9 protein-coding genes and 2 pseudogenes are annotated in these 13,977 nt (G+C 72.3%); 3 read left to right on the top strand and 8 right to left on the bottom strand.

What is annotated here, in order from left to right:
- Window positions 1-17 precede the first annotated feature (17 nt).
- The 3 genes and pseudogenes from COUCH_RS27845 (at window position 18) to COUCH_RS27835 (ending at window position 2,013) form a co-directional block, all read left to right on the top strand.
- Window positions 18-590, top strand: a complete 573-nt coding sequence (locus COUCH_RS27845) for a hypothetical protein (protein ID WP_249608178.1) — start codon at window positions 18-20, stop codon at window positions 588-590.
- A 70-nt stretch (window positions 591-660) separates the two neighbouring features.
- Window positions 661-1,428 carry a hypothetical protein gene (locus COUCH_RS27840; protein WP_249608177.1) on the top strand — a complete coding sequence of 256 codons (768 nt, stop codon included), beginning with the start codon at window positions 661-663 and terminating at the stop codon, window positions 1,426-1,428.
- A gap of 77 nt (window positions 1,429-1,505) precedes the next feature.
- Window positions 1,506-2,013: pseudogene (locus COUCH_RS27835) on the top strand (uridylate kinase).
- Window positions 2,014-2,175: 162 nt separating this feature from the next.
- Here COUCH_RS27835 and katG read toward each other — a convergent pair.
- The 8 genes and pseudogenes from katG to COUCH_RS27795 form a co-directional block, all read right to left on the bottom strand.
- A complete protein-coding gene (gene katG / locus COUCH_RS27830; RefSeq protein ID WP_249608176.1) occupies window positions 2,176-4,449 on the bottom strand; it encodes a catalase/peroxidase HPI in 2,274 nt (757 codons plus the stop codon).
- Window positions 4,446-4,901, bottom strand: coding sequence for a Fur family transcriptional regulator (locus COUCH_RS27825; protein WP_249608175.1), 456 nt, complete (start codon window positions 4,899-4,901; stop codon window positions 4,446-4,448). Before COUCH_RS27825 ends, katG begins: the two co-directional genes overlap by 4 nt.
- A 48-nt stretch (window positions 4,902-4,949) precedes the next feature.
- Window positions 4,950-6,119, bottom strand: coding sequence for a TIGR04053 family radical SAM/SPASM domain-containing protein (locus tag COUCH_RS27820; RefSeq protein WP_430640821.1), 1,170 nt, complete (start codon window positions 6,117-6,119; stop codon window positions 4,950-4,952).
- Window positions 6,120-6,125: 6 nt separating this feature from the next.
- Complete coding sequence (locus tag COUCH_RS27815) at window positions 6,126-7,334, bottom strand: MFS transporter (RefSeq protein WP_275979991.1); 1,209 nt, start codon at window positions 7,332-7,334, stop codon at window positions 6,126-6,128.
- A gap of 138 nt (window positions 7,335-7,472) precedes the next feature.
- Window positions 7,473-8,219 (bottom strand): respiratory nitrate reductase subunit gamma, encoded by a 747-nt coding sequence (narI, locus tag COUCH_RS27810; RefSeq protein ID WP_249608173.1) that lies wholly within the window; start codon window positions 8,217-8,219, stop codon window positions 7,473-7,475.
- A complete protein-coding gene (narJ, locus tag COUCH_RS27805; RefSeq protein WP_249608172.1) occupies window positions 8,216-8,857 on the bottom strand; it encodes a nitrate reductase molybdenum cofactor assembly chaperone in 642 nt (213 codons plus the stop codon). Before narJ ends, narI begins: the two co-directional genes overlap by 4 nt.
- 44 nt (window positions 8,858-8,901) lie before the next feature.
- Window positions 8,902-10,362, bottom strand: a pseudogene (gene narH, locus COUCH_RS27800) (nitrate reductase subunit beta); the annotation flags it as partial.
- Window positions 10,362-13,961, bottom strand: coding sequence for a nitrate reductase subunit alpha (locus tag COUCH_RS27795; RefSeq protein ID WP_249613817.1), 3,600 nt, complete (start codon window positions 13,959-13,961; stop codon window positions 10,362-10,364). The gene COUCH_RS27795 and the pseudogene narH, both read right to left, overlap by 1 nt.
- Between the last annotated feature and the right edge of the window lie 16 nt (window positions 13,962-13,977).

Below are 13,977 nucleotides of genomic sequence, written 5' to 3'. Positions count from 1 at the left end.
GCGGGCAGGATGGGCCCATGCGAAAGACATTGATGGTCGTGATGGCCGCCGTCCTCGGGCTGGTGTCGGCGAGTGCGCCGGCCGTGGCGGGGGCGCGGCCGCGGGGGGTTCCTGATCGGGTCATGCTGCAGCCCGAGGATCTGGGCGGCGCGGTGCCCGGGCCGGTGGAGGACGGGTTGGTGTGGCCGTTGCTGCCGCAGCCGTGCGCGGACACGCCGGTGCCGGTGCCGGCCGCGAGCCGGACGGAGGCCGCCGACTACGGCAGCCGGTACCGGGTCTACGAGAATGTGGCCCGCTATCGGGGTGACGGGGCGCGGGCGTACATCGCGGAGCTGAAGGCGCAGCTGGCCCGGTGCGGGGTCGGTGGCGGGAGCAACGGCTTCGACCCGGTCGCCGAGGACCATCTCGGGCCGGACACCGTGCTGTTCCTCGGCAACTACGACGAGGGTGACCGCTACGTCGGCTACGTCGCCGCCGCCGTCGACCACTACGTCGTGGTGGTGATGATGTCCGACTCGAAGCTGGGTGCGGCCGATCTGACCGTCCTCAACGACCTGGCGGGTGCCGCGATGAGGCGCGCGGCTGCCTGACGGCGCCGGGCGGGCATCGATGTGTGTGATGATGGGAGCGCTCCCATAGACATCCATCGAGGAGGACCGGTTGAAGCGCATCGGCCTGCTGACCGCCCTGTCCGTGCTCACGCTCCCGCTGTTCGCCGGCGGCGCCACCGCCGCGCCGCCGGCCCGGGACTGCCCGCCGCGGGGCGCCCTGTTCTGCGAGAACTTCGACCGGCTGCCGGTCGGTGGCGCCGCCAGCCTCGACTGGGGGATCGACACCCGCAACGGCACGCTCACCGTCGAGCGCCGGTCCGCCGGTCGCGGCAAGGTGCTGCACATCCGTACGGCCGACAACGGCCGCGCGTTCCTGCGCGCCGACGATCTCGCCGTACCCGCGGAGGGCTTCTACGGCCGGATGCGGCTGCGGGTCGGCGCCTTCCCGGCGGCGCCCGACTGGGCGCACTTCACGCTCGTCGAGGCGACCGGAACGGGCAGCGCCGAGGTCGTCCGCCCGGTCGGCGGCCAGTACGTCCCCCCGGCCGGCCGGGCGCTCTGGGGCATCGGCGCGGATGGCGGTCCCACCGGCGACTGGACGGCGTGGACGGAGTCCGCACCCGCCGACGCGGGACCGTGGCAGTGCGTCGAGTGGCGCCTCGACCCGGCGACGAACACGGTGACGACCTGGTTCGACGGCCGGGCCACGCTGACCGCCACCGAGGACGAGCACGGCGGCAACCCCGTACCGTTCGTGCTGCCCACGGTGGACACCGTGAAGATCGGCTGGCAGCTCTACCAGGCCGGTACGACGCCCGCCGGCTTCGACGTGTGGATCGACGACATCGCGCTCGCGTCCCGGCGGGTCGGCTGCTGAGCGACGCGGCGCGCAGCCTTCACAGCCGGTCGTCGGCCCGGCGCGGCGAACGTCGCGAGCCCAGGACGGGGCAGGACGTGAACCATGGCACCCGCGACGAGGTGCTGGCCCACCTGGCTGAGGTAGTCGGGTCCGTTGCCGTCACACACCCGACGCGGGTTGCCGTCGACGGACCGCCCGCCGCAGGCAAGACCACGCCGGGCACAGCGCTATCCGCGCGGCGAGTATTCAGCGGAAGGCTGTTACTTCGATACTCACGACTACGAGGGGCTGACCCGGGTGCTGCTCGATCCGCTGGGCCCGGGCGGAGATCGACGCTTCCAGCCCGCCGTGTACGACCGCACAGCGGATACTGCGTCGTCCCCGCGCATCTTCGTGTCGACCGCGCTCGAGAAGACCGTGGATCGTGCCGTGATCCGGGAGCGCCGGGTGTCGCCTCAAGCCGACGTCGAGCGACGTTGGCGCGAGCGTTACATCCCCTCCCAGCAGCTCTCCTTCGCTACGGCCCGCCCGACCGGCCACGCCGACATCATCGTGCACAACGACGAGCCCCACCATCCGGTCTGGGAGATCCGAGCACACTGACCGAAATCGAGATCACCATTGCCCGCGCCGGCTTGGCCCGGACCTCGCCACCGCGTCGGCCCCGGCGACCCGCTCCACGAACGACAGAACCCCGTGCCCGCGACGAGCGACGGGCCCCGTGCCGATCGCGGGGATCGGTACGGGGCCCGTCGGCCGTGCGGATCAGGCGAGATCGAACCGGTCGAGCTCCATGACCTTGGTCCAGGCCGCGACGAAGTCCGCCACGAACTTCTCCCGGGCGTCGTCGCTCGCGTAGACCTCGGCGAGGGCGCGCAGCTGCGAGTTCGACCCGAAGATGAGGTCGACCGCGGTGGCGGTCCACTTCACCTCGTCGGTGGTCACGTCGCGGATCTCGTACACGTGCTCCTCGGACTGCGACGCCTTCCACCGGGTGCCGGGGGAGAGCAGGTTGGCGAAGAAGTCGTTGGTGAGCGCGCCGGGCCGGTCGGTGAGGATGCCGTGCCGGCTGTCGCCGACGGTGTTGCCCAGGGCCCGCAGACCGCCGACGAGCACGGTCATCTCGGGCGCGGTCAGGTTCAGCATGTACGCCCGGTCGACGAGCAGCACCTCCGGCTGGGTCTTCTCCCCCGGACGCAGGTAGTTGCGGAAGCCGTCGGCGCGCGGCTCCAGGACCCCGAACGACTCGACGTCCGTCTGCTCCTGGGAGGCGTCCGTGCGGCCCGGGTGGAACGGCACGTTGATCTCGACGCCGGCGTCGCGCGCGGCCTTCTCCACGGCGGCCGAGCCGGCCAGCACGATCAGGTCGGCGAGCGAGATCTTCGCGCCGCCGGCCTCGTTGAACTCGCGCTGGATGCCCTCGAGGGTGTTCAGCACCGTGGCGAGCTGCTCGGGCTGGTTGACCTCCCAGGTGCGCTGCGGCTCGAGGCGGATGCGGGCGCCGTTCGCGCCGCCGCGCTTGTCGGTGGACCGGTAGCTGGCCGCCGAGGCCCACGCGGTCGAGACCAGCTGGGCGGTGGTCAGGCCGGACTCCAGGACCTTCGCCTTGAGGACGGCGATGTCGGCGTCACCCACGAGCTCGTGGTCGACGGCCGGCACCGGGTCCTGCCACAGCTGCGCCTCCGGCACCCAGGGGCCGAGGAAGCGGCTGACCGGGCCCATGTCGCGGTGCAGCAGCTTGTACCAGGCCTTGGCGAAGGCCAGCGCGAACTCGTCCGGGTTCTCCAGGAAACGGCGCGAGACCTTCTCGTACGCCGGGTCCATCCGCAGCGACAGGTCGGTGGTGAGCATCGTCGGCCGGTGCTTCTTCGCCGGGTCGAACGGGTCCGGGGTGATCTCCGGGGCGTCCTTGGCGACCCACTGCTTCGCGCCGCCGGGGCTGGTGGTCAGCTCCCACTCGAAGCCGAAGAGGATCTCGAAGAACCGGTTGTCCCACTGCGTGGGCGTGTCGGTCCAGGTCACCTCGAGGCCGCTGGTGATGGTGTCCGGGCCCGCGCCGCTGCCGTGCGTGCTCAGCCAGCCGAGGCCCTGCGCCTCCAGCGGCGCGCCCTCCGGCTCGGGGCCGACGTGGTTGTCGGCGACGCCCGCGCCGTGGGTCTTGCCGAACGTGTGGCCGCCGGCGATGAGCGCGACGGTCTCCTCGTCGTTCATCGCCATCCGGCGGAAGGTCTCGCGGATGAAGTGCGCGGCCGCGATCGGGTCCGCGCTGCCGCGGGGGCCCTCGGGGTTGACGTAGATGAGGCCCATCTCGGTCGCGCCGACGCCCTCGGACATCTCCTTCTCGGAGACGTACCGCTCGTCGCCCAGCCAGGTGTCCTCCGGGCCCCAGAAGATCTCCTCGGGCTCCCACACGTCCACCCGGCCGAAGCCGAAGCCGAAGGTCTTGAAGCCCATCGACTCCAGGGCGACGTTGCCGGCGAGCACGAGCAGGTCGGCCCAGGAGATCTTCTGGCCGTACTTCGCCTTGACCGGCCACAGCAGGCGGCGGGCCTTGTCCAGGTTGGCGTTGTCGGGCCAGCTGTTCAGCGGCGCGAAGCGCTGGCCGCCGTCACCGGCCCCGCCGCGGCCGTCGTTGATCCGGTACGTGCCCGCGGAGTGCCAGCTCATCCGGATCATCAGGCCGCCGTAGTGGCCGAAGTCCGCCGGCCACCAGTCCTGCGAGGTGGTGAGGACCTGGACGATGTCGCGCTTGAGCGCCTCGACGTCGAGCTTGGCGAACTCCTTGGCGTAGCTGAAGTCCGGGCCCAGCGGGTTGCTCTTGGACGAGTGGGCGTGCAGCACCGACAGGTCGAGCTGGTTCGGCCACCAGTCGCGGACCGTACGCGGACGGCCGCCGGTCTTCGGCGTCGGCGAGTCGATCGCCGGGTTCTCGCTCTCGCTGCCGTGCGCGGTCACGGAGTCGTGCGCGACCGGGCAGCCTTCCGCCGCCTTCTTGTCCACGCCCTGGGCGCTGGCGGGGTGGTCCTGGGTGTCGCTCATGTGCTTCCTTCCGAACGGGCCGATTGCGGGAGAGGGCGTTCGGTCGCGCAGTCGGGGCAGGCGCCCCAGTAGACGACCTCCGCCTCGTCGACCACGAACCCGTGGCTGTCGGAGGCGGTGAGACAGGGGGCTTCGCCGGCGGCGCAGTCCACGTCGGCGATGGCGCCGCAGTGGCGGCACACGAGGTGGTGGTGGTTGTCGCCGACCCGGCGCTCGTAGCGTGCGGTCGCGCCGGCCGGCTGGATGCGCCGGACCAGCCCGGCGTCGGTGAGCGCGCGGAGCACGTCGTAGACGGCCTGGTGGGAGACCGTGGGCAGCTCGGAGCGGACCAGCGCGATCACCGTGTCGGTGTCGACGTGCGGGTGCCGGCGCAGGGCGGCGAGCACGGCGACCCGGGGCCGGGTCACCCGCAGGGGGACCGCCCGGAGCTCCGCCTCGAGGTCCGCCGTCACCCGGCCAACGTAGTCCGTAATCTGGAATGAATCAAGTTTGGCGCGGCGCTACGCCGTCAGCTCCGCCAGCTCCTCCGGGTACGGGAACGAGCCCGGCTGGTAGCCGCACACGGGCTCCTCGGCGTGCACGTCGCCGGTTGTCGCGTACGCGCGGGCCCGCGAGCCGCCGCACACCGTCCGGAACTCGCACACCCCGCACCGCCCGCCCAGCCGGTCCGGGTCGCGCAGGGCCTGGAACAGCGGCGCGTCGCGGTAGATGTCGACCAGGCTCTGCGCCCGGACGTCGCCGGCCGGGAGCGGGAGGAAGCCGCTGGGGTGGACCTGGCCGCGGTGCGAGACGAAGACGAAGCCGTCGCCCGCGCTGACCCGCAGGGGCGGGCGCCGGGGCCGCTGCGGCCCGCTCGTCAGGCCGAGCTCGTCGAGGCGCCGCCGCAGCCGCCGGTACAGCGGGCCGAGCTTCGGCGCGGGTACGCCGTGACGGGCCAGAACCGCACGCTGGAGGCAGACGCGCCGGAAGTGGTGGGCCTCGGTGGTCTTGACGGGCACGGTCTCGCCGAGGTCGTAGAGGAGGTGCAGGACGTCCTCGGTCTCGGCGGCGTCGAGGGCCGCCAGGTCACGCCCGCGCCCGGTGGGTACGAGGAAGAAGACGCTCCACAGCATGGCGCCGCGGTCGCGTACCTGCGCGGCGATGTCCGGGAGCTCATCGACCGTACGCCGGGTGACGGTCGTGTTGATCTGCACCTTGAGCCCGAGGTCCGCGGCGTCGCGCCAGGCTCGGGTGGTCAGCGCGTACACCCCGGCGACGCCGCGGAAACCGTCGTGCGCGGCCGGACCGGCCGCGTCCAGGCTCAGCGAGATCGCCCGGGCGCCGGCGTCGCGGAGCCGGGAGAGGGCCTCGCGGGTCAGTGTGGGGGTGCCGGAGGGGGACACCGACACCGCGAGGCCCAGGTCGGTGCCGCGGCGCACCAGCGTGGTCAGATCGGGGCGCTGGAACGGGTCGCCGCCGGTGATGACGAACAGCGGCGCCGGCCGGCCGAACTGTGCCACCTGGGCCATGAGGCCAGTGGCCTCGTCGGTGGTCAGTTCGGCCGGGTCACGCTGGGGACGGGCCGAGGCGCGGCAGTGGTGGCAGGCCAGCGGGCAGGCCTGGGTGGCCTCCCAGATCACGATGAACGGGCGTTCCGCGGAGGCGTGCCGCAGCCGTCGCACCTCGGGCATGGTGGCTCAGGCCGCCACGGCGTCGCGGCGGCCGACCGAGACGAGGTTCAGCAGCAGCGCCGCGCCGGCCACCACGGCGAGCAGCACCAGGCCGAGGGCGTACGAGTGGTAGCTGCCGTAGATGGAGCCCATGACCAGCGGCGGGACGAAACCGCCGAGGCCGCCGGCCGCGCCGACCACGCCGGTGACCGAGCCCACCTGGTTCGCCGGGGCCTTCTGCGCGACGAGGGCGAAGGTGGCGCCGCTGCCGGTGCCGAGCGCGGCGGCCATGGACAGGAACGCGACCGTGCCGAGCGGGGCCAGGCCCGGGGTGAAGGACTGCGCGAGGGCGCCCAGCACCACCACGGCCAGCGCGCCGGCGAGCACCCGGCTGGCCGGGACGCGGTCGGAGAGCCAGCCGCCGATCGGGCGCAGGAGCACGGCGAGCAGGACGAAGCCGGCCATCCGGTTCGCGGCGTCGGCCTGGGTCAGCCCGTACGCGTTCTTCAGGTAGGCCGGGAGGTAGACGGAGAAGGCGACGTACCCGCCGAAGGCGACCGCGTACAGCGCGGCGGCCTGCCAGGTGATGCGCAGCCGGGAGGTGGCGGCCAGGCGGGCGGCGAGCGGGGTCGACGGTACGACCCGGCCGGGCGCGTCGCGCAGCACCAGCCACGCGACCCCGGCGTAGAGGGCCAGCACCGCGGCGGTGATCAGGAACGGGGTCTGCAGGCTGTGCGCGTTGATGAGCTTGACCGTGGTGAGCGCGCTGATCGCGGTGCCGCCCATGCCCATGCCGAACACGCCGACGGCGAAGCCGCGCCGCTCGGGCGGGAACCAGGCGTTGACGAACGGCACGCCGACGGCGAACGCGGTGCCGCCGATGCCGAGGAAGAAGCCGCCGACCAGGATCGCCGCCAGCGAGCTGTGCCCGAACAGGCCGAGGTACAGCACCGGGACGATGGTGGAGAGCGAGACCAGCGGGAACATGATCCGGCCGCCGAACCGGTCGGTCAGGGCGCCGATCGGGATGCGCCCGAGCGAGCCGACCACGACCGGTACGGCCACCAGCAGCGACTGCTGGAACGAGCTGAGGTGCAGTGTGGTGGTGAACTTCGTGGCCAGCGGGCTGAGCAGCGCCCAGGCCCAGAAGTTCACCGCGAAGCCGATCGTCGCCAGGGCGAGCATCACGCCCGGCTTGCCGCCGCGGCCGGTGGCCGACTGTGGGGTGGTGGTCATGTCATCTCCACGTCTCGCTGGTCGCGGCCGGTGGCTGATGATCCGGACGCTCCTGTCCAGGCTGCGGTAGCAGAGCCGCCGCCAGTAGGGACCTTCGGCCCGGCCTGGAGGGACCTCGTCCCGGACTGTCGGCCCAGGTCAGTGCCCGGTTGACACCGGGTCGCGCCCGGCGTCGCGGACCGCGGCGGGCGCGGGTTGCGGCGCGGGTGCGGGCCGGCGGCGGGTGCGGTAGACGACGTACGGACGCCACAGGTACGCCATCGGCGCCGACCACACGTGCACCAGCCGGGTGAACGGCCACAGCGCGAGGAACAGGAACCCGCCGAGCGCGTGGAGCTGGTACACGAGCGGCGCTCCGGTCATCAGCTCGGTGCGCGGATGGAACCAGAAGATCCCCCGGAACCAGACGGCGATCGTCTCCCGGTAGTCGTAGCCGCCGCCGAGCATGTTCCTGCCCACGGTGGCGGTCATGCCGAGCACCACCATCGCGGCCAGGAAGGCGTACAGGACCTTGTCCATGGTCGTGGTGACCCGCCGGACGCGGCCGTTGACGAAGCGGCGGGCGATCAGCAGGGCCAGCCCGGCCACCAGCATGACCCCGGTGACCGTGCCGGCGCTGACCGACACCACGTGGTACACGTGCTCCGGCACGCCGAGCCGCTCGGTGAGCGACGCGGGGACCAGCAGCCCCATGGCGTGCCCGCCGATGACGCCGAAGGCGCCGAGGTGGAACAGCGGGGAGCCGAGCCGCAGCAGCCGGCTCTCCAGCAGCTGGCTGGTGCGGGTGGTCCAGCCGAACTGGTCGTGCCGCCAGCGCCAGACGTGCCCGGCGGCGAAGACGGCGAGGCAGGCATAGGGCAGGACGACCCAGAGCAGGGTGGTCATCGGAACGCCTCCGCGGGGGAGCAGGTGGGATACGGGGTGACATCGGGGCCGGCGCCGATGCTGTCCAGGCCGACCGTCTCGACCGGCGGCCCGTCCGAGGCGAGCGCCGCGATGGCGGCCCGGTCGTCGTCGGTCAGCCCGGGCAGCACCGAGCAGACCGCGTTCAGCAGATGCCGGTACGGCGTGCCGTCCTCGGTCAGCGCGGCGCGCAGCAGTTCGAGGCCCTGCCGGTGCTGGCGCAGCGGCGCCTCGCCGTCCCCGGGCCCGGCGGTGGCGGCGAACTCCAGCACCACGGGCAGCAGGTCGGGCAGCTCGCCGCCGGTCAGCCGCAGGCCGTGGGCGCGGTACCGCTGCTTGAGCACGAGCAGCGCCATCCCGCGCTTACGGGTGTCGCCGTGCAGGTAGTACGTGAGGTACAGCCCGGAGCGCCGGCGCAGGTCGAAGGTCTGCACGTAGTGCCGCTGCGCCTCTATGGCCGGCGTCTCCGTCAGCCAGCCGAGGAACGCGGTGAACTGCTCGCGGACGCCCTCGGGCTCGACGCGGGCGGCGGCCGCCCGCAGCTCCTCACGGGCGGCGAGCAGGTCGTCGTCGGGGTACGTGAGCAGCAGCGCGGCCAGCTCGAAGACGCGGGACCTCATGGCCGGCCCCGTACCGGGGTGAGGGTGAGCCCGCGCGGGCCCTCCGTCATGCCGGGGCCGCCCTCGCGGTCCAGCGAGCACCCGGCGGCCTGCGCGTCCAGGGCCGCCGCCTCCTTGGCGTGGGCGGCCGGGATCACGTACCGCTCGTCGTACTTGGCGATGGCGAGCAGCCGGTACATGGCCTCGACCTGCTCACCGGTCATCCCGATGCTCTCCAGCAGCTCCTGCGCGACGGTCCCGTCGAGGGTGCGGGCCCGCATGTACGAGCGCATCGCGGCCAGCTTCATCAGCACCCCGGCGACCGCGTCGGTGTCGCCCGCGGTGAACAGCTCGGCCAGGTACTCGACCGGGATGCGCAGCTCACGGATCGTGTGGAAGACGTCGTCCGCGTCCGTGTCGTCGCGCCCGGCCGCCCCGGCCGCGTCGAGCACGGGCGACAGCGGCGGCACGTACCAGACCATCGGCAGCGTGCGGTATTCCGGGTGCAGCGGCAGCGCGATCCGGTACTCGCTGATCAGCTTGCGGATCGGGGAGCGCTTCGCCGCCTCGATCCACTCGTCGGCCATGCCGGCCGCACGGGCGGCCCGTTCCACCTCGGGGTCGTCCGGGTCCAGGAACACCGCGCGCTGCGCGTCGAGCAGGTCGTGCTCGTTCTCGACCGAGGCGGCGGCGAGCACCGCGTCCTCGTCGTACAGGACGATGCCGAGGTAGCGCAGCCGGCCGACGCAGGTCTCCGAGCAGACGGTCGGCTGCCCGGCCTCGATGCGCGGGAAGCAGAACGTGCACTTCTCCGCCTTGCCGGTGGCGTGGTTGACGTAGACCTTCTTGTACGGGCACGCCGACACGCACATCCGCCACCCCCGGCACCGGTCCTGGTCGACCAGCACGATGCCGTCCTCCTCGCGCTTGTACATCGCGCCGGAGGGGCAGGCGGAGACGCACGCGGGGTTGAGGCAGTGCTCGCAGATGCGCGGCAGGTGGAACATGAAGGTCTTCTCGAACTCGAACTTCACCTTCGTGGCCATCCGGGCCAGGTTCGGGTCGTCCTGACCGGACTGCCCGCCGAGCGAGTCCTCCCAGTTGGCGCCCCAGGTGACGGCCATCGGCTCGCCGGTGAGCGCGGAGTGCGGGCGCTTCACCGGGGTGTCGGTGAGCCCGGCCGGCGCGTTGACGAGGATGTCCTTGTCGAACGTGGCGGGCTCGTAGTAGTCGTCGATGCCCGGCAGGTCCGGGTTGGCGAAGATCCGGCTGAGCCGCTTGGCCCGGCCGCCGGAGCGCAGCACCAGGCGCCCCTTGCCGTCGAGCTTCCAGCCGCCCTTCCAGCGCTCCTGGTCCTCGTAGTGCTTCGGGTAGCCGATGCCCGGCTTGGTCTCGACGTTGTTGAACCAGACGTACTCGGTGCCCTCCCGGTTGGTCCAGGTCTGCTTGCACGTCACCGAGCAGGTGTGGCAGCCGATGCACTTGTCGAGGTTCATCACCATGGCGACCTGCGCGCGGATCCGCATCAGTACTCCACTTCCTGGGTCCGGCGGCGGATCACGGTGATCTCGTCGCGCTGGCTGCCGATCGGGCCGTAGTAGTTGAAGGCGTACGTGAGTTGGGCGTGCCCGCCGGCCAGGTGCGTGGGCTTGATGAGCAGCCGCGTCATCGAGTTGTGGTAGCCGCCGCGCCGGCGCGACTTCTCGGCCTTCGGGACGTTCACCGTGCGCTCGGGGGAGTGGTACTGGAACACCGTGCCCTCGGGCATCCGGTGGCTGACCACGGCCCGCGCGACGACCACGCCGTTGCGGTTGTGGGCCTCGATCCAGTCGTTGTCGCGTACGCCGATCTTCGCGGCGTCCTCGAGGCTCATCCAGATCACCGGGCCGCCGCGGGACAGCGCCAGCATCAGCTCGTTGTCGTGGTACATCGAGTGGACGGACCACTTCGCGTGCGGGGTGAGGAACCGGACGGTCACCCCGCCGTCGACGGCGTCGCCGGGCCTGCCGAAGTGCCGGGCCATGTTCAGCGGCGGCCGGAACGCCGGCAGCTGCTCGCCCAGTTCGGCCACCCAGTCGTGCTCGACGAAGAAGTGCTGCCGGCCGGTGACGGTGTGCCAGGGCTTGAGCCGCTCCACGTTGAGCGTGAACGGCGAGTACCGCCGGCCGCCCTTCTCCGAGCCGGACCACTCCGGGCTGGTGAACACCGGCTGCGGCGCGTCCTGCGTCTGCGCGTACGTGATCCGGTCGTGCTCGTGGCCCTCGATCAGGTCCTTGAACGGCTGCCCGGTACGGGCTTCCAGCTCGGCGAACCCGGCCGCGGCCACCCGTCCGTTGGTGGTGCCCGACAGCGTGAGGATCGCCTCGCACATGCGGTCGGCGGTCGCCAGCGAGGGGCGCCCGTCGATCACGCCGTTCTGGTGCTTGAGGTACTCGATCTCCGGTGTGACGTCGACGGTGATCGCCTTCGTCGTGGTGCCCACCTTGTCGAGCAGTGGGCCGACCGTGCGCATCTTCCGGCCGATCTGCGTGTAGTCGCGTTCGACCTCGATGAGCTTGGGCATGGTCCGCCCGGGCACGGGCTCACACTCGCCGGCCTTCCAGTCCCGCACCCGGCCGCCGGGGGTGGCGAGTTCGTCCGGGGTGTCGTGCTGCAGCGGCGCGGCGAGCACGTCGTGGCGGACGCCGAGGTGGTCCACGGCCAGCTCGCTGACCTTGTCGGCCAGGGCGAGGAACGCGTCGTAGTCGGTGTGCGCGTCGCCGGGCGGCTCCACGGCCGGGCTGAACGCGTGCACGAACGGGTGCATGTCGGTGGTGGAGATGTCGTGCTTCTCGTACCAGGTCGCGGCCGGCAGGACCACGTCGGCGTGCAGGCCGGTGTTGGTCATCCGGAAGTCGATCGCGGTGAGCAGGTCGACCTTGCCGGTCGGGGCGTCGTCGCGCCACGCCACGTCGCGCGGCCGGTGGTCCGGGTCGCACTCGTCGGCGGTGGCGGACCCCTCGACGCCGAGCAGATGCCGCATGAAGTACTCGTTGCCCTTGCCGGACGAGCCGAGCAGGTTGCAGCGCCACAGCGTGAGGCAGCGGGGGAAGTTCGCCGGGTCGTCCGGGTCCTCCGCGACGGTCGTCAGCGTGCCGTCCTTCAGGGAGTCCACGACGTACTCCGCCACGGGCACACCCGCCGCCCGCGCGTCATCGGCGAGATCGAGGGGGTTGCGGTTGAAGAAGGGGTGGCCGGGCGTCCAGCCCATCCGCTGGGCGGCCGCGACCGTGTCGGCGAACGCCATCCCGGCGAACCGGCCGGTGCCCAGCGGCGACGACAGTTCGTCGGCGGGGACCCGCTCGTAGCGCCACTGGTCGGTGTGCAGGTACCAGAACGGGGTGCTGGCCTGGTGCCGCATCGGCCGCTGCCAGTCGAAGGCGAACGACAGGTGCTGCTGGCCGGTGACCGGGCGGGCCTTCTCCTGCCCGACGTAGTGCGCCCAGCCGCCGCCGTTGACGCCCTGGCAGCCGGTGAGCGTGACCAGCGCGATGAACGCCCGGTACGTCATGTCGGAGTGGAACCACTGGTTCGCGCCGGCGCCCAGCACGATCATCGAGCGGCCCCGGCTGCGCTCGGCGTTGCGGGCGAACTCGCGGCCGATCCGGGTGGCGAGCGCGGCCGGTACGCCGGTGATCCGCTCCTGCCACGCCGGGGTGTTGGGCGACTCCGCGTCGTCGTAGCCGGTGGGCCACTCGCCGGGCAGCTCGCCGCGGCGCACGCCGTACTGGGCCAGGAGCAGGTCGAACACGGTGGTGACGAGGTGGCCGCCGATGCGCCGGACGCGGACGCCGCGGCGCACGGTGGAGCCGCCCTCGGTGTCGCCGACGTCGAACCGGGCGAGGTCGACCTCCGCGGTCTCGTCCGAGTCGATGCCCAGGGCGGGCACCACGTCGCCGAGGTCGAGGTTCCAGCGGCCGGGCTCGCCGTACCGGAATCCGAGCGAGCCGTTGGGCACGACCGGCTCGCCGGTCCGCTCGTCGATCAGCACGGTCTTGTGCTCGCCGCCGTCCTCGGTGGCGGAACCGAGGTCGGCGGCGGTCAGGAACCGGCCTGCCCTGCCGTCCTCGACGGTGACCAGGAACGGCAGGTCGGTGAAGCGGCGCACGTAGTCGGTGAAGTACGGCACCTGCCGGTCCCGGAAGAACTCGGTGAGCACCACGTGGCCCATCGCCATCGCGAGCGCGCCGTCGGTGCCCGGGTGCGGGGCCAGCCAGTCGTCGGCGAACTTCACGTTGTCGGCGTAGTCGGGGCTGACCGCGACGACCTTCGTGCCCTTGTAGCGGGCCTCGGCGAGGAAGTGCGCGTCCGGCGTACGGGTCACCGGGATGTTCGAGCCCCACATCATCAGGTATGTGGCGTTCCACCAGTCGCCGGCCTCGGGCACGTCGGTCTGGTCGCCCCAGATCTGCGGGGAGGCGACGGGCAGGTCGGCGTACCAGTCGTAGAAGCTGAGCAGCGTGCCGCCGAGCAGCGCGTGGTAACGGGTGCCGGCCGCGAACGAGGCCATCGACATCGCGGGGATCGGCGAGAACCCGACCACCCGGTCCGGCCCGTACGTCTTCGTCGTGTAGACGTGCGCGGCGGCCGTCATCTCGATCGCCTCGTCCCAGCTCGCCCGGACGAAGCCGCCGCGGCCGCGCTGCGCCTTGTAGGCCGCCGCCTTCAGCGGCGTCTCGACGATCTCGGCCCACGCGAGCACCGGGTCGCCCAGGCGGTGCCGCGCCTCCCGGAACATCTCGGCCAGGACCCCACGCACGTACGGGTGCCGCACGCGCGACGGCGAGTACTCGTACCAGGAGAACGAGGCGCCGCGCGGGCACCCTCGCGGCTCGTAGTCCGGGGCGTCCGGCCCGGTCGTCGGGTAGTCGGTGGCCTGGTGCTCCCAGGTGATCAGCCCGTCCTTGACGAACACGTTCCAGGAACACGAGCCGGTGCAGTTCACGCCGTGCGTGGAGCGGACCACCTTGTCGTACTTCCAGCGGTCACGGTAGAACGCGTCCCATTCGTTGCCGCTCACCTGGTGCAGCGTGCGCCCGTGGTCGCCGACGGTCTCCCGGGTCAGGAAGCGGCGGGCCGCCAGCAGCGGGGCCGTACCGGGA

This window comes from Couchioplanes caeruleus (genome assembly GCF_023499255.1).
Taxonomy (GTDB): domain Bacteria; phylum Actinomycetota; class Actinomycetes; order Mycobacteriales; family Micromonosporaceae; genus Actinoplanes; species Actinoplanes caeruleus_A.
The sequence above is the reverse complement of the archived record's forward strand: the minus strand, read 5'-3'. Positions and strand labels throughout refer to the sequence as shown.